20 protein-coding genes are annotated in these 19,414 nt (G+C 69.0%); 13 read left to right on the forward strand and 7 right to left on the reverse strand.

Going from position 1 to position 19,414, the window contains the following annotated elements; genetic code table 11:
- Positions 1 to 49 precede the first annotated feature (49 nt).
- On the reverse strand, positions 50 to 601 hold the full coding sequence (locus AB8P05_RS08125) for an invasion associated locus B family protein (protein WP_472757577.1): 552 nt from the start codon (positions 599 to 601) through the stop codon (positions 50 to 52).
- 232 nt (positions 602 to 833) lie between these two features.
- Here AB8P05_RS08125 and AB8P05_RS08130 point away from each other — a divergent pair, with 232 nt between their 5' ends.
- The 6 genes from AB8P05_RS08130 (at position 834) to AB8P05_RS08155 (ending at position 5,819) form a co-directional block, all read left to right on the forward strand.
- Positions 834 to 1,208, forward strand: coding sequence for a response regulator (locus tag AB8P05_RS08130; protein ID WP_472757578.1), 375 nt, complete (start codon positions 834 to 836; stop codon positions 1,206 to 1,208).
- Between the two features lie 131 nt (positions 1,209 to 1,339).
- Complete coding sequence (locus AB8P05_RS08135; RefSeq protein ID WP_472757579.1) at positions 1,340 to 2,980, forward strand: HD domain-containing phosphohydrolase; 1,641 nt, start codon at positions 1,340 to 1,342, stop codon at positions 2,978 to 2,980.
- A gap of 113 nt (positions 2,981 to 3,093) precedes the next feature.
- On the forward strand, positions 3,094 to 3,342 hold the full coding sequence (locus AB8P05_RS08140; protein ID WP_455172745.1) for a DUF1272 domain-containing protein: 249 nt from the start codon (positions 3,094 to 3,096) through the stop codon (positions 3,340 to 3,342).
- A 109-nt stretch (positions 3,343 to 3,451) separates the two neighbouring features.
- Complete coding sequence (locus AB8P05_RS08145; RefSeq protein WP_455172746.1) at positions 3,452 to 4,087, forward strand: glutathione S-transferase family protein; 636 nt, start codon at positions 3,452 to 3,454, stop codon at positions 4,085 to 4,087.
- Between the two features lie 75 nt (positions 4,088 to 4,162).
- Positions 4,163 to 5,344: a M20 aminoacylase family protein gene (locus tag AB8P05_RS08150; protein ID WP_472757580.1), complete on the forward strand. Its 1,182-nt coding sequence runs from the start codon at positions 4,163 to 4,165 to the stop codon at positions 5,342 to 5,344.
- Positions 5,345 to 5,351: 7 nt separating this feature from the next.
- On the forward strand, positions 5,352 to 5,819 hold the full coding sequence (locus AB8P05_RS08155; protein ID WP_472757581.1) for a protease complex subunit PrcB family protein: 468 nt from the start codon (positions 5,352 to 5,354) through the stop codon (positions 5,817 to 5,819).
- Between the two features lie 161 nt (positions 5,820 to 5,980).
- Here the strand turns inward: AB8P05_RS08155 and AB8P05_RS08160 are convergent, their stop codons facing one another.
- Positions 5,981 to 7,726 (reverse strand): putative bifunctional diguanylate cyclase/phosphodiesterase, encoded by a 1,746-nt coding sequence (locus AB8P05_RS08160; RefSeq protein ID WP_472757582.1) that lies wholly within the window; start codon positions 7,724 to 7,726, stop codon positions 5,981 to 5,983.
- Between the two features lie 519 nt (positions 7,727 to 8,245).
- Between AB8P05_RS08160 and AB8P05_RS08165 the strand changes: the two genes are divergently transcribed.
- From AB8P05_RS08165 to AB8P05_RS08175, 3 genes are all read left to right on the forward strand, one after another.
- On the forward strand, positions 8,246 to 9,085 hold the full coding sequence (locus AB8P05_RS08165) for a universal stress protein (RefSeq protein ID WP_472757583.1): 840 nt from the start codon (positions 8,246 to 8,248) through the stop codon (positions 9,083 to 9,085).
- Between the two features lie 305 nt (positions 9,086 to 9,390).
- A complete protein-coding gene (locus AB8P05_RS08170) occupies positions 9,391 to 10,338 on the forward strand; it encodes a replication protein RepA (protein ID WP_472757584.1) in 948 nt (315 codons plus the stop codon).
- Between the two features lie 302 nt (positions 10,339 to 10,640).
- Positions 10,641 to 11,411, forward strand: a complete 771-nt coding sequence (locus AB8P05_RS08175) for a sulfite exporter TauE/SafE family protein (RefSeq protein ID WP_472757585.1) — start codon at positions 10,641 to 10,643, stop codon at positions 11,409 to 11,411.
- 19 nt (positions 11,412 to 11,430) lie between these two features.
- Here the strand turns inward: AB8P05_RS08175 and AB8P05_RS08180 are convergent, their stop codons facing one another.
- On the reverse strand, positions 11,431 to 12,342 hold the full coding sequence (locus AB8P05_RS08180; RefSeq protein ID WP_472757586.1) for a methyltransferase domain-containing protein: 912 nt from the start codon (positions 12,340 to 12,342) through the stop codon (positions 11,431 to 11,433).
- Between the two features lie 112 nt (positions 12,343 to 12,454).
- On the opposite strand from AB8P05_RS08180, the gene AB8P05_RS08185 reads away from it, so the two are divergent.
- From AB8P05_RS08185 to AB8P05_RS08200, 4 genes are all read left to right on the forward strand, one after another.
- The gene (locus AB8P05_RS08185) at positions 12,455 to 12,721 is read left to right on the forward strand and encodes a flagellar biosynthetic protein FliQ (RefSeq protein ID WP_310111241.1); all 267 of its coding nucleotides are present in this window, start codon (positions 12,455 to 12,457) and stop codon (positions 12,719 to 12,721) included.
- A gap of 14 nt (positions 12,722 to 12,735) precedes the next feature.
- Complete coding sequence (locus tag AB8P05_RS08190) at positions 12,736 to 13,503, forward strand: ComF family protein (RefSeq protein ID WP_472757587.1); 768 nt, start codon at positions 12,736 to 12,738, stop codon at positions 13,501 to 13,503.
- Positions 13,504 to 13,620: 117 nt separating this feature from the next.
- Complete coding sequence (gene grxC, locus AB8P05_RS08195; RefSeq protein ID WP_109152413.1) at positions 13,621 to 13,884, forward strand: glutaredoxin 3; 264 nt, start codon at positions 13,621 to 13,623, stop codon at positions 13,882 to 13,884.
- Positions 13,881 to 14,717, forward strand: a complete 837-nt coding sequence (locus tag AB8P05_RS08200) for a carbon-nitrogen hydrolase family protein (protein ID WP_472757588.1) — start codon at positions 13,881 to 13,883, stop codon at positions 14,715 to 14,717. Before grxC ends, AB8P05_RS08200 begins: the two co-directional genes overlap by 4 nt.
- A 22-nt stretch (positions 14,718 to 14,739) precedes the next feature.
- Here AB8P05_RS08200 and AB8P05_RS08205 read toward each other — a convergent pair whose 3' ends face one another.
- The 4 genes from AB8P05_RS08205 to AB8P05_RS08220 all read right to left on the reverse strand — a co-directional run bounded on the left by AB8P05_RS08205 (position 14,740) and on the right by AB8P05_RS08220 (position 19,378).
- Positions 14,740 to 15,231, reverse strand: a complete 492-nt coding sequence (locus tag AB8P05_RS08205; protein ID WP_472757589.1) for a 3'-5' exonuclease family protein — start codon at positions 15,229 to 15,231, stop codon at positions 14,740 to 14,742.
- Positions 15,232 to 15,238: 7 nt separating this feature from the next.
- On the reverse strand, positions 15,239 to 17,107 hold the full coding sequence (locus tag AB8P05_RS08210) for a DUF294 nucleotidyltransferase-like domain-containing protein (RefSeq protein ID WP_472757590.1): 1,869 nt from the start codon (positions 17,105 to 17,107) through the stop codon (positions 15,239 to 15,241).
- Between the two features lie 244 nt (positions 17,108 to 17,351).
- Entirely contained in the window at positions 17,352 to 19,025 is a 1,674-nt protein-coding gene (locus AB8P05_RS08215) for a cation acetate symporter (protein ID WP_455173067.1), read from the reverse strand.
- A gap of 50 nt (positions 19,026 to 19,075) precedes the next feature.
- On the reverse strand, positions 19,076 to 19,378 hold the full coding sequence (locus tag AB8P05_RS08220) for a DUF485 domain-containing protein (protein WP_455172758.1): 303 nt from the start codon (positions 19,376 to 19,378) through the stop codon (positions 19,076 to 19,078).
- Positions 19,379 to 19,414: the final 36 nt, after the last annotated feature.

Here is a 19,414-nt window from a genome sequence, read left to right on the forward strand (position 1 = left end):
CGGAGTCAAAAGACTCGAGGGAAAAAGACCGAGTAAACCGCTGCGGCGATCAGCGCTTCACGCCGCAGGCCTCGTTGATGGCGTCATAGGCCTGACCGACGCCGGCCAGGCTGTAGGTGTCGGTCGTTTTGGTGCCGCGGCCGGACACGCCCTTCACCACCATCTGCTTGCCGTTGCGCAGGGCGGCGGTCACCGCGCGGTCGCCCTCGGCGTCGCGGGCCCAGGCGGTCTCGCCGTCGGTGAACAGCTTGAACTCCTTGCCGTCGATCGAGACCTCGGCCTCGCTGCCCTTCTTGAACGGATAGCCGACGATGATGCTGACGACGTCCAGCGTCTTTTCCGACGGCCGGTGGGTGACCAGCGTGTAGATGTCGCCGCGCTTGGCCTTCGGCTCCGTCTTCTTGGGCTGGCTGGAGATGTAGCAGACCTTCTGCCCCTTCTCCTCGAACGCGAAGGCGTTCCAATCCTTGAAGGTGCCGAGATGGCGCGGGTCGGCGGCGGCGGCCGGCGCGGCAGTCAGCCCGGCGGCAAGAAATGCGGAGAGGACAGAACCGGCAAAGGCGGCCCCGGCAAATCGGCGGACGGCGTTGGGAAGCAACATCGGTCTTGCGTCTGCTCGTTGTTGGTCCGTGGGGTGCGGGCGGACACTACCCCAAACGGACAGACCATTCCAAGACCGGCGGGCCCGAACCGGCCCGTTTCTCACAGCATGCCCTGCACGCCGCGTGACATTTTGACACGCTTGGAGACAATGGGGGGTCACAAACTTGCCGCTGGCTTAACCTGGGGTTCAGGCTATATCTGCGCGCGGCATGAACGCGACGGGGACTGGCATGGCCAAGCTATTGGTGGTGGACGACGATCCGGTCACGCGCAACCTGATCCGTGCGATCCTGACCCGCGAAGGCCATGAGCTGACCCTGTGCGCCAGCGCCCCCGAAGCCATCGGCATCCTTTATGTGGAGAAGTTCGACCTCGTCCTGACCGACATCATCATGCCGGACCATGACGGGTTCGAGGTCATCAAGGCCGCGCGGTCCCTGCGGCCGGAGATGCCGGTCGTCATCCTGTCGGCCATCGAGGACAAGGTTCCGTCCGAACTGGCCGCCGCCGCCTTCGCCAAGCTGGGCGTGAAGCGCGTCATCTCCAAGCCGGTCAACCCCACCCTTCTCGCCTCCGAAGTGGTGGCCGCCATCGTCGCCGGCTGAGGGTCCGGGGAAGGCTACATCGTCGCAGGCGCGGTTATCGCCGGCAAACCCTTCGTCCTCGGTTGAATGAATATCCGGATGGGATTACTTTGGCGGACGCGCACGACGAACGCGCAACCGCTGGGAATGCCATGCTCCACGACGATGCACGGCCGGGGATGGCCGGTCCGGTCGCCAAGCCACCGTTCAAGGTCCTGGTCGTCGATCCCGACCCGTCGCTTCTGGCGACGTCCCGGTCGGCGCTGGACGGGCTGTCCATCGAGGGCGCCGGCGTCGCGCTGGTCGGCGCCGCCTCCGCCGCCGAGGCGCGCGACGCCCTGCAGCGGCATCCCGACACCGCCCTGATCCTGCTGGAGATCGCGCTGGAAGGCGACCGGGCCGGTCTTGAACTGGTCACCCATCTGCGCCGCGATCTGGGCAACCAGCGCACCCGCATCCTGGTCTGCACCGGCGATCCCGAGATCCCGGCGGAGGACGAGGCCATCGCCGCCAACGACGTCGGCGACTGGCGCATGAAGGCGGAACTGACGCCGCGCGCGCTCCGCGCCGCCGTGGCCGGACAGCTGCGCACCTTCGCCAGCCTCCAGGCGCTGGCCGCCGGACGCAAGGGGCTGGCCCGCATGCTGGTCGCCACCACCGGCCTGCTGGAGATGCGCACGCCCGACGTGCTGTTCCCCAACATCCTGCCGCGCGTCGTCGGGCTGCTCGGCATCGGCCACCATGCGCTGCTGTGCATCCAGGGCGACACGCTGCCGCGCGACCGCAAGATCCGCGTGCGCGCCTCCACCGGCCGCTTCGCCAAATGGAAGGACGTGGAGGTCTCGGACCTCGGCGAACCGCGGGTGGAGGCGGCGCTGGAACGGCTGTCGCCCAGCAGCGAAACCATCATCGAGCCGGATTTCTGCGCCCTGCGCCTGCGCGCCAACGGCGGCATCACCGGCATGATCTATGTCGAGGGACGCAACGACGGCACCGCGCGCGAATGGCAGCTGCTGGAGCTGTTCCGCAACAAATGCTCCATCGCCTTCGAGAACGCCCTGCTGATCGAGGAACTGAACACCTCGCAGAAGGCCACCGTCCTGGCGATGGGGGCGCTCGCCGAATACAAGGACAACGCCGCCAGCGGCCATTTGCAGCGCATCGAGAAGCTGGTGGGCTCCATCGCCCGCGAGCTGCACCAGCGCGGGAAGTTCGGCGACGAGCTGGACGCCGACTTCGTCGAGAAGGTCGGGCTGGCGGCATTGCTGCACGATGTCGGCATGCTGAGCGTGTCCGACGCGACGCTGGGCATGCCGGGCGAGCTGACCGGCATCGACATGCAGATGATCCAGCGCCACACCGAGATCGGCCACCGCATCCTGGCCGAGGCGGCGGTGCCGCTGCGCGGCCGGTCGCTGCTGTCCATCGCGGCGGAGATCGCGCGCTACCACCACGAACGCTATGACGGGTCGGGCTATCTGGAAGGGCTGCGCGGCAACGCCATTCCCATCGGCGCCCGCATCATGGCGGTGGCCGACGTGTTCGACGCGCTGATCACCAGCCGCCAGTACCGCGGCGCCTGGCCGGTGGAGGAGGCGATCTCCTGGATCGTCGAACGGGCGGGACGCGATTTCGACCCCGACGTGGTCGACGCCTTCGTCCATGTCATCCGCCGCTTCCAGACCGACGATCCCGGCTGGTTCCCCAAGGCCGATGGCGGCCACGGCATGTTGGGCGGCAGCATCGGCCGCAAGCTCCGCGCCCTCTTCGGCCGCCGGGCGGAGGCGATGTAGGCGTCCCCTCCCCCTCTTTGGCAGGATCTTCACGCCCGCCGTCAACCGCGCCACTCTTCATCCACCGCACGTCCGGCTATCCTCATGGCGCATCCCATACCGGAGACCGCGCCATGCTGGACCTGCGCCCCAACTGCGAATGCTGCGACCGCGACCTGCCGCCCGCGGCGGAGAACGCCTACATCTGCTCCTTCGAATGCACCTTCTGCGCCGACTGCCGCGCCCGGCTGCCGGGGCAGCGCTGCCCCAACTGCGGGGGCGAACTGGTGCGGCGGCCGATCCGCCCAGCCTCCAAGCTGGCGGCCAACCCGCCGTCGGCCACGCGCATCGTGAAGCCGGACGGCTGCGCTTCGTTGTTCTGAGTTCCCCGAATTGCCAGCGCTGTCGCTGGCGTTCGCCGCGCAAATCGGCCAGACTGTGCCATCGCTCCCGGGGAACCGCCCCCGTGCAGAGCGCAGGGACCGTCACCGCATGCTCACGCTCTACAGCTTCCCCACGCCCAACGGACGCAAGGCCTCCATCCTGCTGGAGGAGTTGGGGCTGCCCTACGCTGTCCACCGCGTCGATCTGGCCGCCGGCGAGAACAAGCGGCCCGATTTCCTGGCGATCAGCCCGATCACCAAGATCCCCGCCCTGGTGGAGGAACTGCCGGGCGGCCGGGTGCGCCGCCTGTTCGGCTCCGGCGCCATCCTGCTGCATTTCGCCGAGCGCACCGGCCGCCTGCTGCCCGAGGACGAGGACGAGCGGGCGGAGGCGATGAGCTGGTTCATGCTGGGCGTCAGCGATCTCGGACCCACCGCCATCGACATGCAGCGCTTCGCCGCCCGCGCACCGGACCGCATCCCCCACGCCATCGACCTCTATAAGGGCGAGCTGATGCGCTGCTATTCGGCGCTGGAGGACCGGCTGGGCATTGCGGAGCATCTGGGCGGCACCAGCTATTCCATCGCCGACATCGCCTGCTTCCCCTTCATCGCCGCCGCGGCGGTGGCGGGCGGCGGGCTGCTCGACCGCTTCCCCAACCTGAAGCGCTGGCACGACGCCATGGCCGACCGGCCGGCGGTGCGGCGCGGCATGGCCGTTCCCGACACGACGGCTCCCGATTAGCCGTTCCGCTTCCGCAACGACACTTCCACCACCTTCCCCGAACGGCATCCGGCCGTTCCAACCAGTGTTAGAGACATGCCGATCAACAACCGCATCGCCGCCTTCCAGGACGACATGACCGCGTGGCGGCGCGACATCCACGCCCACCCGGAACTGGGGTTCGAGGAGGTGCGCACCTCCGACATCGTCGCCGCGAAGCTGGCGGAGTTCGGCATCCCGGTGCATCGCGGCCTGGGCGGGACCGGCGTGGTCGGCACGCTGAAGGGGCTGGGCACCGGCAGCGGCCGGGCCATCGGCCTGCGCGCCGACATGGACGCGCTGCCGATGCCGGAGGCGAACGACTTCGACCATGCCTCGCGCCATGCTGGCAAGATGCACGCCTGCGGCCATGACGGCCACACCGCCATGCTGCTGGGCGCCGCCCGCTATCTGGCGGAGACGCGGAACTTCGACGGCACCGTCCACTTCATCTTCCAGCCGGCCGAGGAAGGGCTGGGCGGCGCGAAGCGGATGATCGACGACGGCCTGTTCCGTCAGTTCGACTGCGAGCAGGTCTATGGCCTGCACAATTGGCCGGAGTTGCCGGCCGGCCAGATCGCCGTCCATCCCGGCCCGGTGATGGCCGCAGCCAACCAGTTCGAGATCCATGTGACCGGCCACGGCGCCCATGCCGCCATGCCCCACCGCGGCATCGACCCGGTGCTGGTGTCGGCCCACATCATCACCGCGGCGCAGAGCCTGGTCAGCCGCGGCACCAACCCGGCCGACAGCGCCGTGGTGTCGATCACGGTGGTGGAGGCCGGCACCGCGGCCAACGTCATCCCCGACGGCGCGCGGATGCTCGGCACCATGCGCACCTTCACGGAAGAGAATCACCGCCGCATCCAGGAACAGTTCGCCCGCCTGGTCTCCAGCATCGCCGAGGGCCTGGGCGCCAAGGCCGAGCTGCGCTTCCGCCCCGGCTATCCCGCCACGGTCAACAGCGAGCCGGAGGCGCGCGTCGCCGCCGCCGCGGCCGCCCGGGTGGTGGGCGAGGAGAATGTCGTCTGGGCCCCCGCCCCGACCATGGCGGCGGAGGACTTCGGCTATATGCTGAAGGAGCGGCCGGGCGCCTACATCTGGCTCGGCCATGGCGGCCACCGCGGTCCGTCCTGCCGCCTGCACAACCCGCATTACGACTTCAACGACGCGATCCTGACCACCGGCGCCAGCTATTGGGCGTCGCTGGTCGAGACGATCCTGCCGCGGAGCGCCTGACCGTCCCATGAAGCTGCCGTCCCGTCTGCGCCTGATCCCGCTGGTTCTCGCCCCCGCCCTTGTGCTGACCGCCTGCCAGAGCGGCACCGACCGCGCCGAGGGCAACCTGCTGCCGGCCCAGGCGGAGGCCGGCACCGTCTGGCAGGGCGACCACAGCAGCGCCGCCGAGCGCGCCTATGTCGTCGCCCGCGACGGCGCCGAATGGACGGCGCTGTGGGCGCGCGTCGGCGAACCGGCCCCGACCTCCCTGCCCGGCGGCCGGATGGCGGTGGCGGTGTTCCTCGGCCCCCGCGACACGGCGGGCTACGGCGTCACCATCGACAGCGTGCAGCAGAAGGGGGGCGACCTGGTCGTCGGCTACCGCGAGATGGTGCCCGGCCCGGCCCAGGCGGTGGCGCAGATGCGCACCAGCCCCTACGCCGTCCGCCTGCTGCCCAGCGCCGCGGGAACGCCGAAGTTCGTTCGGGGGAAGTGAGTTCGGGGGGACTGAGCGGATTGCCCCCTCCCCATCCCTCCCCCTCTTCGAGGGAGAGGGGGCAGGACGCTTGTTTGCGTAACGTAAATGCCGAAGCGGCGGCAGTCCCCTCTCCCACCGAAGGTGGGGAGGGTTAGGGAGGGGCACCGCTAAACCACCCCTCACCGCGGCATCTGCCACGGCACGTCCCCGCCCACCAGCTTGCCCGCCTCGTCCGGCGGCAGCGGGCGGGCGAAGTGGTAGCCCTGGCCGTAGTCGCAGGCCAGCGCCCGCAGCAGGTTGGCGTCGGCGCTGGTCTCGATGCCCTCGGCGATCACGTCGAAGCCCAGAAGACGCGCCAGATCCATGATGATGCGGACGATGGCGCGGTTTTCCTCCGACTGGTGCATGGCCGAAACGAAGGAGCGGTCGACCTTCAGGCTGTCGATGGGAAGCTTGTGCAGGTAGGACAGCGACGAATAGCCGGTGCCGAAATCGTCGATCGACAGCTTGATGCCCAGCGCCCGCAGGTCGCGCAGCAGGCGGATCGACTGTTCCGCCTTGTCCATGACGGCGCTTTCCGTCAGCTCCAGCTTGATCCAGGACGGCTCCACCCCGGTCTCGCGCAGGACCTCGCGCACGACCTGGACGAAGTTGGGATCGGACAGCTGGTGGGTGGACAGGTTGACGCTCATGAACAGCGGGGCGGAGCCCGGTTCGCGCCGGTCCTGCCACTCCGCGATCTGCAGGCAGGCCTGCCGCAGGACCCAGGTGCCGAGCGACACCACCAGACCGGTGCTCTCGGCGATGGGGATGAAGATGCCGGGCGGGATGTTGCCGCGTTCGGGGTGGTTCCAGCGCATCAGCGCCTCGAACCCGGCCAGACCGCCGGTCACCATCTCCACGATCGGCTGGTAGGCCACCCACAGGTCGCTGCCGCTGGCCAGCGCACCGCGCAGGTCATGCTCCAGCCGCACCTGCTCGACCACATGGGAATGCATCGCCGGGTCGAACCAGGCCTGCCGGCCGCCGCCCTGTTCGCGGGCGCGGGCGGTGGCGATCTCGGCGTCGCGCAGCACGTCCTCCGGCCGCTCGTGGCCGGGCTGGGCCTCCACCACGCCGATGCTGGCCGACAGGAACACCGTGCCGCCGGAGCTGGAGCGGGCGGAGCGCACCACCGCCGCCAGTTCGTCGATGGCGGCCTCCAGCGCCGGGCGGTCGCAGGCGCCGCCGGCCAGCAGGGCGAAGGCGTGGTCGCTGACCCGCGCGATCAGGTCGAAGGCGGCGGCCTGCGCCCCCATCCGCTGCGCCAGATCGTCCAGCAGCTCGTTGGCGAAGCCCTGGCCCATGCTGCTGCGGATTTCGGCGAAGCGGTCGATGTCCAGGATGACCAGCGTGAACGGCTCGCCCATGTTGCGGTAGTCCGCCATGTGCTTCAGCAGCATCAGGCGGTTGGCCAGCCCGGTCACGGGGTCGTAATAGGCGAGGCGGAACAGGTCGTCCTGCACCTGCCGGCGTTCGGTCATGTCCTGCAGGATGACGAAATAGCCGGAGATGGCGCCGTCGTCCGTCCGGTGCGGGGCATGCAGCCGCGTCACGTAGCGCTGCTGCCCGTCGGCCTGGGTGATCCACCCCTCCGTCTGTACCGTCTCGCCCGCCAGCGCGCGTTCGGCCAGCGCCACGGTGCTGCGTTGCAGTTCCGGCCCCAGATGCTCGCCGATGGTGGTGCCCAGCGCCTTGTCCAGGCTGGTCCCCATCATCTCCAGATAGGCGCGGTTGGCGTAGATGTGCCGCCGCTGCGGGTCCATCAGCGCCACCTTCACGGTCATCGCGTCGAGAATCTGACGCAGGGCGTCAAGCCCCGGCGCACCGGAGGCGGCACCCGACAGTGCGTCGGCCAGCGCGGAGATTCGGGGATCTGGACTCATGGCGAGGTTAGAGCGGGGTACTCATCAGGAAATCGATACCCAACACTTACGCGAAGTGTCACCCGTCCGTCAAAACCAAAGGCACCCGGACGCAACAGAGCTTGGAGGTTTCTACAGCCGGTGCGACGAAGACACAGCCGCATATAATAGTATTCACTCAAGCCCGGGTTGCAGGTTGAATCGACATGCAATCCAGGCTTTTTGCTTCGCTCTTTGCCGGCGAATATAGGACCCGCGTTTCCCGCCGCAGTCCTTGCGGCCTGGGATTGTATCCTTGCACAGCCATCCGCTCCGGAGTCGTTTGTGTGCGGTGCAGGAACGCGAACAAGGCATGGCTGTGCCCTGTAAAGGAATGACATCCGCAACCGCCGGCGGATTTATACTGCCAAGGCAAGTGGGGCCAACGCGTGCGGGCCGCTGCTGTCGAGGTCGTCCGCCGCGCCGCCCCGCCCGTGCATCGCCCCCTGTTTCGATTGGCGATGACGGCAACGGTCACAACCAATGGGCAGGAATCACGCCATGGCTCTCAAGGACATTCTGGTGGTCGTCGACGATACGCCCGCGTCCGCAGCGCGTCTCGACCTCGCGGCCCGGCTCGCGGCCCGGTGCGATGCGCATCTGACCGCGCTCTACGCCTTCACCGACGTCGTGTTCCCCGGCTATATCGAAGCCGAGATCCCGCAGGAACTGCGCGAGAGCCAGCGCCGGTCCCGCAACGACCACACCGCCCGCATGGCCGCTGCCTTCGACGACACCATGCGCCATCACGGCCTGACCGACCGTTCGGAGTGGCTGGTCCAGGAAGGCGATCCCACCATCGCCGCGGCGGTGCGCGGCCGCTACGCCGACCTCGTGGTGGTCGGACAGCCCGATCCCGAGCGCGACCGCGACCAGCCCGTGGCGCAGCCGGCCGACCTGCTGTTCGACTGCGGCCGGCCGCTTCTGGTCGTGCCCTATGCCGGCCGCTTCGCCAGCATCGGCGAACGCATCCTGGTCGGCTGGAACGGCAGCCGCGAGGCCGCGCGCGCCATCGGTGACGCCATGCCGCTGCTGGCCGCCGCCAAGCGCGTCGTGGTGATGGCCGCCAATCCGAAGCCCGGTCCCAACGGCCTGGGCGACGAGCCCTGCGCCGACATCGCCCGCCACCTGTCCCGCCACGGCTGCCGCGTGGAGGCCACCCACGTCGCCACCGACGTGGTCGAACCCGGCGACACCCTGCTGAACACCGCCGCGGACGAAAGCTGCGACCTGCTGGTGATGGGCGCCTACGGCCGCTCCCGCTTCCGCGAACTGGTTCTGGGCGGCATGACCCGCTTCATGCTGCAACACATGACGGTTCCGGTGCTGATGAGCCATTGAGGGGAACGGGGGAGTGGCATCGAATGCCCCTTCCCCCACCCGTGGGGTTAAGCGACCACCCGTCTCCCGAGTCCCTCCGCAACCGTCGCGAGTCGCCCTTCGCCGCCCGTGGGGAAAAGCGACCAAGCCCTTTTGTCCACCCCCATCCCCGTGGGGAAAAGCGGCGGATTCGTGGGGAAAAGCGGCGCGACTCGGGCTTTCCCCATGGGGATAAGCGGCGACTCAACTAATAAGTCTAACAACTAACCGTCGACTAGCACGGTCGCCTAACCCCACATTGACTCCGGCGTCCGCCGCTCACCAGGATGCCACAACATCTGGGCGGGGCGGCGATGGGCGACATACACAGGCTGGTGATCGAACATGGGCGGGACAAGGCGCGCGCGCTGGTCCGGCCCGAGGAGCGGACGCTGGTGGACATCGCCGCCGACATCCTGGCGGACGAGAACCAGCATCTCGGCATCACCTACAGCGGCTTCTGCCTGACCAGCCTGCCGCACAAGAAGCTGGCCGACGACGCTCCGTGGGAAAAGCGCGGCCATCAGGTGACGCTGCTGGTCGAACCGGGCCGGCTGAAGGTGAACGGCAAGGTGAAGCTGTTCGGCGTGCCCTATGGCGCGCGGGCGCGGATGATCCTGATCTATCTGCAGACCCAGGCGGTGCGCACCGGCCGGCGCGAGGTCGAACTCGGCCGTTCCATGCGCGACTGGCTGACCCGCATGGGCATCAGCGTCGGCGGCGAGACCTTCCGCGGCTTCCGCGAGCAGTCGCTCCGCATCTCCGCCTGCACCCTGAAGTTCTTCTGGGACGGCGAGAATGCCGACGTGTTCGAGAAGGGCGGCATCGTCAAGCGCGGCCTGATCTTCCACGACGATCTCGGCGACGACCGCCAGGGCACGCTGTGGAACGACGTGGTCCAGCTGGACGAGACCTTCTTCCAGGCCCTGCGCGACCATCCGGTGCCCCTGCTGGAGGAGGCGGTGCGGCAGCTGAAGGACCGCTCGCTGAGCTTGGACCTCTATGTCTGGCTGGCCTACCGGCTGCATTCGCTGAGCCGGCCGCAGCCGATCTCCTGGCCGTCGCTCTATGCCCAGTTCGGCGCCGGCTACGACCAGATGAAGCATTTCAAGCCGCGCTTCGTGCAGGCGCTGCAATATGCGCTGGCGGCCTATCCCGATGCGAAGGTGGAGCCGGCCGACGACGGCGTCGTCCTCCACCCCAGCCGCCCACCCATTGCCCGCCTGCTGGCCTGAGGGCGTGGGGTTAAGCGACCGACCATAAGGTGTCGGCTGGCGAATGCCCCCTCCCCAACCCTCCCCGCGTTCCGCGGGAGAGGGAGTCAGTGGCAGAGCGGCGGCAGTCCCCTCTCCCACTATCGGACCGGCCTTTGGCCGGCCGAGGGTGGGGGAGGGTTAGGGAGGGGCATCGTACACCCCACGACAAACAGCCCCCCGGTCGCTTCCCCCCACACCCCAAATCCATTGACCCACGTCATTGGACCGCCCACCCCTCCCCCTAAGATCGCCGCCAGTTCCCGAATCGGAGAGGCCCTGCCTTGGACGCCCTGTCGCTGCTGGATGCCGGACTGAACCAGTGCGCCCTGGTCATCGACCGCGACGGCGGGCTGCTGCTGGCCCTGCTGACCGCCGGGCTGGTCGGCGGGACCACCCATTGCACCGGCATGTGCGGCCCCTTCGTGCTGGCCCAGGTCTCGGCACGGCTGGAGCGGGTGCCGCTGTCGGCGATGTCGGAGTTCCGGCGCCTGACCGGGGCCGCCGTCCTGCCCTACCATGCCGGGCGGGCGACCACCTATGCGCTGGTCGGCGCGCTGTCGGCCTCGGTCGCCGGCCATGTCGGGGCGCTGCCCGGCCTGCGCTGGCTGTCGGTCGCCCTACTGGCGCTGGCGGCGCTGTTCTTCCTCGGCTACGCGGCGCGCAACATCCTGTCCTGGCTGCCGAAAGCGCCGTCGCTGGGAAGCGGCGGAGTGCAGCGCTGGTGGGGAGAGCGGGTGTCGCGCCTCGCCCGGCCGCTGTTCGGCAACCCGACCGGCTGGCGCGGCTATGGGCTGGGGGTGGCGCTGGGCTTCATCCCCTGCGGCATGCTCTATGGCGCCATCGCGGTGGCGGCGGCGAGCGGCAGCGCGCTGACCGGCGCGCTCGGCATGATGGCCTTCGCGCTCGGCACGGTGCCGAGCCTGCTGGCGGTAGGGCTGGCCGGCCATGTCGCCGGCCGCACATGGCGGACCGCCGTCGCCCGCGTCGCCCCGGCGATCATGCTGGTGAACGCCGGGGTGCTGGGCTGGATGGCCTGGAAGCTGGTTGCGTGAACCGGCCCCTCACCATGATTTAGTGAATACCGCCGCCCTTCAGCGCATCGCCCAGCGGAATCTGCCCGCTGCCGGGCTTCAGCGGCTGCTGCTGGCTTTCGTGCGGCGACCAGCCGGCGAGATAGAGCACCTCGAAGGTCACCGGAATCCGCCCGTCCGGCTCGGCATAGAGCTGGGCATAGCGCTGGGCCGCGTCGAACAGCAGGGCGCGGGTTGCCGGAACCTTGCGCCGCGCCAGCACGGCATTGGTCTCGCCCATGCCGCGCAGCTCGCGCATCAGGGCGAAGGCGTCGGAATAGGTGACGGTGATGACGTCGCTGTCGACCACCGGCAGGGCGAAGCCGGCGCGTTGCAGCAACCCTCCGGCATCCTTGATCTCGGCGAAGGGCGACACGCGGGGGGAAACGCCGCCGGCCACCTCCATCTCCGCCTCGTACAGGCAGCGGCGCAGCTCGGCCAGCGTCTGGCCGCCCAGCATGGAGGCGCAGAAGAAGCCGTCGGGCTTCAGAGCCTGCCGGATCTGCACCAGGGCGCCCGGCAGGTCGTTGACCCAATGCAGGCTGAGATTGCTGACCACCAGATCGAAGCTGCCGGGGGCGAAGGGCAGGAACTCCTCGTCGGCGGCGATTGCGGCAGCGACGGTGGGGTTGCCGGGAGCCAGGGCTGCGCGGGCGAAGTCCGGCGACAGGTCGCAGGCGACCAGCCGTTCGATCCCCTTGCGGCCGTTCAGGATGCGGCCCATCGCCCCGTCGTGACAGCCGACGTCCAGCGCCAGCGGGAAGGGACGGATCACGTCCTCCAGCCGGTCGGCCAGCCGGTCGGCGATCTCCTCGAACAGGAAGGAGTGGTCGGAGAATTCGGCGACGGCGCGGTCGCGGCGGCGGCGGACCAGCGCGCGGTCGAAGACGGTCATGCTGTCGGGGCTTGTCATGGCCGCACTATACCCCAGCCCGGCGGCACGACAACCGTGCTACACTCGCAGCCCAGCCACCTTCTCCACGGCACTACCCCCGAACGGGTCGGCAAACCGGACAGGCATCCGCATGGGCATCGACGAGGCCATCGCCGTCAGCCACGAGGCGCTGATGGTCATCCTGAAGATCTCGCTGCCGCCACTGGGAATCACCGCCCTGCTGTCGGCGGTGATTATGCTGTTCCAGAGCGCCACCCACATCAACGAGCCCTCGCTGCAGCAGGATTCGAAGTTCTTCGCCACGCTGCTGATCCTGTTCGTCACCGGGCCGGCGATCTATCTGGCGCTGCGCGACTACACCGGCGTGATCTTCGAACGCATCGCCATGCTGCAGTGACGGGGACCGGTCGGATGCAGGCACCCTCCCCGATCGCAGGGTTCGGCCGCGCCGCCGCCGGTACCGCCGCCCGGCTGGCCGGCCAGCTGCTGGACGCGCTGCTGCCGCCGCGCTGTCTCAGCTGCGGCGAGGCGGTGGACCGGCAGGGGGGCCTGTGCGCACGCTGCTGGACCGGCCTGACCTTCATCGCTCCGCCCTTCTGCGCCTGCTGCGGCCTGCCCTTCGAGTATGAGGCGCAAGAGGGGGCGCTGTGCGGCGCCTGCCTTGCCGCTCCTCCGCCCTTCGCCCGCGCCCGCGCCGTGCTGGTCTATGACGACGGCAGCCGGCCGCTGGTGCTGGGGTTCAAGCATGGCGACCGCATCCATGCCGCCAGGGCCTACGGCGTCTGGATGGCCCGCGCGGGGCGGGAGCTGCTGGAGGGTGCCGACCGGCTGGTGCCGGTGCCGCTGCACCGCGCCCGCCTGTTCCACCGCCGCTACAACCAGGCCGCCCTGTTGGCGCAGGCGCTGTCGCGGCACAGCGGCGTGCCCACCACACCGGACCTGCTGGAACGGCGGCGCGCCACCCCGACCCAGGGCGGGCTGGACCGCCAGGGGCGTCACCGCAACGTCAAGGGCGCCTTCCGCCTGCGGCCGGGACAATCCGTCCGGGGCCAGCGGCTGGTGCTGGTCGACGACGTGCTGACCACCGGGGCGACGCTGGCCGAATGCACGCGGGTCCTGCTGCGCGCAGGGGCGGCCAGGGTGGACGTGCTGACGCTGGCCCGCGTGGTGCTCCGCTGACGCTTGAAAAGGGCCGCGTCCGGCGAGGCTGACCGGCGTTGCGCGCGGGCTGCAACGTCTGGCGCCCCTCGTGGGTTGACCTTATAGTTTCCCCACGTCCAAAAGGAGCCCCGTGGCATGGCCGACGTCGTCATCTACACCACGCCCTTCTGCCCCTACTGCATGCGGGCCAAGAGCCTGCTCGACGGCAAGGGCGTGAAATACGAGGAAATCGACCTCTACGCCCAGCCGGGCCGCCGCAGCGAGATGATCGAGCGGTCGGAAGGGCGGACCACCGTCCCGCAGATCTTCATCGACGGGAAGCCCTATGGCGGCAGCGACGACATCCACGCGCTGGACCGCGCCGGCAAGCTCGACCCGCTGCTCGGCATCGCGGCATGAGCGGCGTCCTGAAGGCCGCCTGCGTCCAGGTGAATGCGGGGACGGAGCTTGAGCCGAACCTGCGGGCGGCGGGCGACCTCGTCCGCCGCGCCCGCGACGCCGGGGCGGCCTTCATCGCGCTGCCGGAGAATGTCGGCTGGATCGTCCAGGGCCGCGACAAGACGATGGAGCGCGTCCGCACCGAGGCGGAGCATCCCGGCATCCCCTTCTTCGCCGATCTGGCGCGGGAGACCGGGGCCTGGATCCTGGGCGGCACCCTGCATGTCCTGCTCGACGACGGGCGCGCCGCCAACCGCAGTTACCTGTTCGACGCCGGCGGGCGGATCGTCGCCTCCTACGACAAGATCCACATGTTCGACGTCACGCTGAAGGACGGCGAATCCTACCGCGAATCGGCAACCTTCCGGCCGGGCGGGCGGGCGGTGGTGGCGTCCAGCCCGTGGGGCGGCATCGGCATGACCGTCTGCTACGACGTGCGATTCGCCTATCTGTACCGGGCGCTGGCCCAGGCGGGGGCGTCGATCCTGACCGTGCCGGCCGCCTTCACCGTGCCGACCGGCCGCGCCCACTGGCACACGCTGCTGCGCGCCCGCGCCATCGAGACCGGCTGTTTCGTCATCGCCCCGGCCCAGACCGGCAGCCACGACCAGGGCCGCCAGACCTACGGCCATTCCCTGCTGATCGCCCCCTGGGGCGAGGTGCTGGCCGATGCCGGCACCGATGTCGGCTTCATCACCGCCGACCTCGACCTCGACCGGGTGGCGGAGGCCCGCGGCATGGTCCCGTCGCTGACCCACGACCGCAACGTCGAGGTGGATCGGGTGGGGTTCTGAGGAGTCGGGTCCTGATCCCTCCTCAGCGCTCCTCCTGCGTCAGCCGCAGCCACGCCATCGCCACGGCCAGCGCGGTGCCGAAGGCGCCCTCGGCGCGGACCGGCAGGTCGAGGTCACGGATCATGCTGTCCAGCCGCAGGTCGACCGCGTGCTTCAGCGCGTTGCGAATCTTGCGGTCGTAATAGAGGCCGGACACCTCCACCCGCTCCTGCGCCAGCGGGCGTCCGGTCAGCCGTTCCGCCATGGCGACGGAGAAATCCAGATAATAGCCGACCAGCGGCCGGTCGCCGATGAAGGCATGCAGCCGGTCGCCGGCCTCCCCTAGCCCGGTGTCGCTGCCGGGATGGAGCAGCAGGGCGCTGCCGGTCAGGATGCGCGGCCCGCGGATGCGGATGGCGGCGAAGGCCAGCGGCCGCGCGGCCTCCGGGTCGAAGCCGGTCGCCTCGCAATGGATCGCCACGCGTTCGCGCCGGTCGCCGTGACGGTCGGTGTCGGTGTGTGCGGACTGGACCATCGCCGCCTCAGTGGTTCAGTCGGAAATGGTGGGCGATCAGCTCCTTGAAGCTCTTCACCAGCGCCAGGCAATCCTTGAACTGGTCGTGGTCGAGCTTGCCCAGCCGGTCGGGATGAACGAGGTTGTCGATCGCCAGCTCCGCCCCCTCCTCCGCCCCTTCGCCTTCCTGGGGAAGATCGACCCGCGCCTTCAGCCGGATGGTCGATAGGATGGTGAAGGCTTCCACCAGATCGCCGGCCATTTTGCGGTCCAGCGCGCCAAGCTCGGCCAGCACCTGGATGCGCTCCACCGTGTTGGTTTCCGCCCGGTGCTTCTCCAGCGCCAGCGCCCGCACGCCATGGACGATGGGGAAGATGCCGGCCTTCTTGATGTCCACCGGTTCTCCCCGCCGCCGGTCGAACAGGGCGGCGAACAGGCCGCTCGGCGTGTCGAAGGACAGGGTCGGGCGGGCGAACTGGGTGAAGAACATCTGGTTGTCCTGAAGCCGGCTCAGCAGATAGTCCTTCGCGGCGGCCAGCAGCGAAGCGTCGCCGGCCACCGGGGCGGCGTCGTAGAAGATGGCGAGGTTCATCTGCGCCGCCTCGTCCGGGCGGTGGATCCAGCTGAAGATCGCGTCCTTGTAGCCGGCGAGCGGCCGCGTCCACTCCGGGTTGGACAGCATGATGTTGCCCGGACAGGGCGGATAGCCGAACGCGACCAGATGGCGGGTGAACTCGGCGGCGATGCGCGGCAGGTCGGGACAGTCGAAGCCATCGCGCAGGATCAGCCCGTTGTCCTGGTCGGTCTTCAGCAACTGCTCGCCGCGCCCCTCGCTGCCCATCACGATCAGGCAGCTGTTCGCCAGCAGCTCCGGCGGGGCCAGCAGTTCGAACAGCTTGCGGAAGATGCGGCGGTTCAGCTCCGTCACCAGATCGGCGATGAAGGACACCTTGACCCCGGTGGCGTGCAGGGTGCGGATCAGCTCGACGATGGATCGGCTGGCCCGGCGCAGGTCGTCGGGTCCGGTCGCATGCTCCACCTGCACGCCGATGACCTGGGAATGGTTGGACAGCACCGCCAGCAGGTCGCTTTGCCCCAACAGCCCGGCGATGGCCCCGTTCTCCGTCACCACGACGCGGCGCACCGCGTGCTTGGTCATCAGGACCAGCGCGTTGAACAGCAGGTCGTCGCGGTCCAGAGTCAGCAGGCCGTAGCGGGCGAGCGGCCCGACCGGGTCGCTCACCGGCCGGCCGTCCAGCACCACCAGATCGCGCAGGTCGGTGCCGGTCAGGATGCCGGTGCGCCCGTCCTCCCCGCGCACCAGCACGCTGCTGGCGCGGTTCTGCCGCATCGCCTCGGCCGCGTCGCGCAGGCTGGCGCCGGCCTCCACGAACAGCGGCGGGTGCAGGTAGGCCTGCCGGATGCGGGCCATGGTCAGGGCCGCCATCTCGCGGTTGGAGCGTTCGGCCGCCAGATCGCGCATGCGCTGGGCGAAATCGCCGAGGATCGCCGCGCCGAATGCCGGGTTCTCTGCGGCCAGCGCTTCCAGCGCCGGGCGCGGGATCAGGTGGCAGACGCAGTCCTCCGCCGCGACGAAGCGGCGGTTGCCGGAGCCGTACCCTCCTCCTGCCGTGCCATAGAGCGCCTGCAAGCCGAAGCGGTCGCCGGGTCCGTGGACCGCCGCCACCTCGCCGCCGCGGCGTTCCTGCACGCTCCCGCGCAGCACGACGAACAGCGAATCGGTCGGCTCCTCCCGGCTGAGGATCACGGCCCCACGCGGATGGAGCGCCACGTCCAGCGCATCGGCCAGCGCCGCGCGCTGATCCGCCGTCAGCAGATCGAAAGGGGGTCGGCCGAAATCGAAGTCCGGGGAGGCGGTCGGCGTCGCGTGCTGCACGGGCGGGCTCCGTCACAGGAGGGCGGGGCATAAAAAAGCGCCCCCGGATCGGATCCGGAGGCGCTTTTCAGGATACACCCGCCGGGCGCGGGGCCGGAAGCGGGTGCGACATTTGGCGGCGTGGTTCGGTCACCGCACGGGCTGGAGCCTTTCCCGGAGGGAGGAAGGGATGCGGTGCGAGACGCGATCCCTTCCCTTCTTCTTCTGGCTGCTGTGCCCGTTTTTCTTCGTTCGGCAGGTTGCCTTAGTGGGCGGAGGCACCCTCGGCACCCAGGCCGGTCTGCGACCGGATGTACTGGGCTTCGAAGTCCTTGCGCTCCTTCTGGGCCTGCGCGCTGTTGTCGGTGATCGAGAAGAACCAGATGCCGATGAAGGCGATGGTGATCGAGAACAGGCCGGGGTTGTCGTAGGGGATGATCGCGGTCGGGTTGCCCAGAACCGCCTTCCACACCGTCGGACCCAGGATCAGCATCACGACCGCGGACACCAGGCCCAGCGTGCCGCCGATGACGGCGCCGCGGGTGGTCATCTTGCTCCAGAACATCGACATCAGCAGGATCGGGAAATTGGCCGAAGCGGCGATGACGAAGGCCAGGCCGACCATGAAGGCGACGTTCTGGTTCTCGAAGGCGATGCCCAGGACGATCGACAGGATGCCGATGACGACGGTGGTGATCTTCGAGACGCGGATTTCGTCGGCTTCGTTGACGCGGCCCTTGGCGATGACCGAGGCGTAGAGGTCATGGGAGACCGCCGAGGCGCCGGCCAGCGTCAGGCCCGCGACCACCGCCAGGATGGTGGCGAAGGCGACCGCCGAGATGAAGCCGTAGAACAGGTCGCCGCCGACCGCATGGGCGGTGTGGATGGCCGCCATGTTGGTGCCGCCGATGACGTTGGCGATCACCGCCTTGGCACCGGCCGCCGGGGCCGCCGTCAGGAAGGGATAGGCGCCGGTGGCGTCGGGGGCCAGGATCATCAGGATGGCGCCGAAGCCGATGATGAAGGTCAGGATGTAGAAGTAGCCGATGAAGCCGGTGGCGTAGAAGACCGACTTGCGGGCTTCGCGGGCGTCGGCGACGGTGAAGAAGCGCATCAGGATGTGCGGCAGGCCGGCGGTGCCGAACATCAGCGCCATGCCCAGCGAGATCGCCGAGACCGGGTCGTTGATCAGCGCGCCCGGCGACATGATCGCCAGACCCTTCGGGTGGATGTCGACGGCGGCCTTGAACATCGCCTCCGGGCTGAAGCCGAACTTCGCCAGGATCATGAAGGCCATGAAGGAGGCGCCGGACAGCAGCATCACCGCCTTGATGATCTGCACCCAGGTGGTCGCCAGCATGCCGCCGAAGGTCACGTAGCCGATCATCAGCACGCCGACGATGATGACGGCGACCAGATAGTCGAGGCCGAACAGCAGCTGGATCAGCTTGCCCGCACCCACCATCTGGGCGATCAGGTAGAAGGTGACGGTCGCCAGCGAGCCACAGGCCGACAGCGTGCGGATCGGCGTCTGCTGGAAGCGGTAGGAGGCGACGTCGGCGAAGGTGTACTTGCCGAGGTTGCGCAGCCGTTCCGCGATCAGGAACAGGATGATCGGCCAGCCGACCAGCCAGCCCACCGAGAAGATCAGGCCGTCGAAGCCGTTGGCGTACACCAGGCCGGCGATGCCCAGGAAGGACGCGGCCGACATGTAGTCGCCGGCGATGGCCAGACCGTTCTGGAAGCCGGTGATGCCGCCGCCGGCGGCGTAGAAGTCCTTGGCCGACTTCGTCCGGCGGGCCGCCCAGAAGGTGATGCCCAGCGTCAGGAGGACGAAGATCAGGAACATGATGATGGCGGACCAGTTCGTCGCCTGCTTCGTCACCGCGCCTTCGACGGCGGCGGCGTAAGCGGAGGCGGGAACCAGCGCGCCCGCCATGGCGGCCAGGGCGGCGGCCGGAGCGGCGATGCGGGTGGTGGCGGCGCGGATCACTTCGATTCCTCCAGGATCTGGCGGTTCAGCTCGTCGAATTCGCCGTTCGCCCGGTAGACATAGATGCCGGTCAGGATGAAGGCGGACACGATGGTGAAGACGCCGATGGGAATGCCCCAGGTCGTGACGCCGGAGCCGATCGGCGTGCCCAGGAAGCTCTTCCCGAACGCCACCAGCAGGATGAAACCGAAATAGATGACCAGCATCGCAATCGACAAAGTCCAGGCGAAGGCGGAGCGTTTCGCCACCAGCTCCTGGAACTTCGGATTGTTCAAAATCCGTTGTGCGTTTTGATTCATGTGCGTCCCCTCATCGAGTGCCGGCAATTGTTCGGC

The sequence above is a fragment of the Azospirillum sp. VT-I1 genome, assembly GCF_055698305.1.

Excerpts from the sequence above, each read along its gene's own strand:
- AB8P05_RS08125 (WP_472757577.1), bottom strand. The coding sequence starts at position 601 with ATGTTGCTTCCCAACGCCGTCCGCCGATTTGCCGGGGCCGCCTTTGCC.
- AB8P05_RS08130 (WP_472757578.1), top strand. The coding sequence starts at position 834 with ATGGCCAAGCTATTGGTGGTGGACGACGATCCGGTCACGCGCAACCTG.
- AB8P05_RS08135 (WP_472757579.1), top strand. The coding sequence starts at position 1,340 with ATGCTCCACGACGATGCACGGCCGGGGATGGCCGGTCCGGTCGCCAAG.
- AB8P05_RS08140 (WP_455172745.1), top strand. The coding sequence starts at position 3,094 with ATGCTGGACCTGCGCCCCAACTGCGAATGCTGCGACCGCGACCTGCCG.
- AB8P05_RS08145 (WP_455172746.1), top strand. The coding sequence starts at position 3,452 with ATGCTCACGCTCTACAGCTTCCCCACGCCCAACGGACGCAAGGCCTCC.
- AB8P05_RS08150 (WP_472757580.1), top strand. The coding sequence starts at position 4,163 with ATGCCGATCAACAACCGCATCGCCGCCTTCCAGGACGACATGACCGCG.
- AB8P05_RS08155 (WP_472757581.1), top strand. The coding sequence starts at position 5,352 with ATGAAGCTGCCGTCCCGTCTGCGCCTGATCCCGCTGGTTCTCGCCCCC.
- AB8P05_RS08160 (WP_472757582.1), bottom strand. The coding sequence starts at position 7,726 with ATGAGTCCAGATCCCCGAATCTCCGCGCTGGCCGACGCACTGTCGGGT.
- AB8P05_RS08165 (WP_472757583.1), top strand. The coding sequence starts at position 8,246 with ATGGCTCTCAAGGACATTCTGGTGGTCGTCGACGATACGCCCGCGTCC.
- AB8P05_RS08170 (WP_472757584.1), top strand. The coding sequence starts at position 9,391 with ATGCCACAACATCTGGGCGGGGCGGCGATGGGCGACATACACAGGCTG.
- AB8P05_RS08180 (WP_472757586.1), bottom strand. The coding sequence starts at position 12,342 with ATGACAAGCCCCGACAGCATGACCGTCTTCGACCGCGCGCTGGTCCGC.
- AB8P05_RS08185 (WP_310111241.1), top strand. The coding sequence starts at position 12,455 with ATGGGCATCGACGAGGCCATCGCCGTCAGCCACGAGGCGCTGATGGTC.
- AB8P05_RS08190 (WP_472757587.1), top strand. The coding sequence starts at position 12,736 with ATGCAGGCACCCTCCCCGATCGCAGGGTTCGGCCGCGCCGCCGCCGGT.
- grxC (WP_109152413.1), top strand. The coding sequence starts at position 13,621 with ATGGCCGACGTCGTCATCTACACCACGCCCTTCTGCCCCTACTGCATG.
- AB8P05_RS08200 (WP_472757588.1), top strand. The coding sequence starts at position 13,881 with ATGAGCGGCGTCCTGAAGGCCGCCTGCGTCCAGGTGAATGCGGGGACG.
- AB8P05_RS08205 (WP_472757589.1), bottom strand. The coding sequence starts at position 15,231 with ATGGTCCAGTCCGCACACACCGACACCGACCGTCACGGCGACCGGCGC.
- AB8P05_RS08215 (WP_455173067.1), bottom strand. The coding sequence starts at position 19,025 with ATGGCGGGCGCGCTGGTTCCCGCCTCCGCTTACGCCGCCGCCGTCGAA.
- AB8P05_RS08220 (WP_455172758.1), bottom strand. The coding sequence starts at position 19,378 with ATGAATCAAAACGCACAACGGATTTTGAACAATCCGAAGTTCCAGGAG.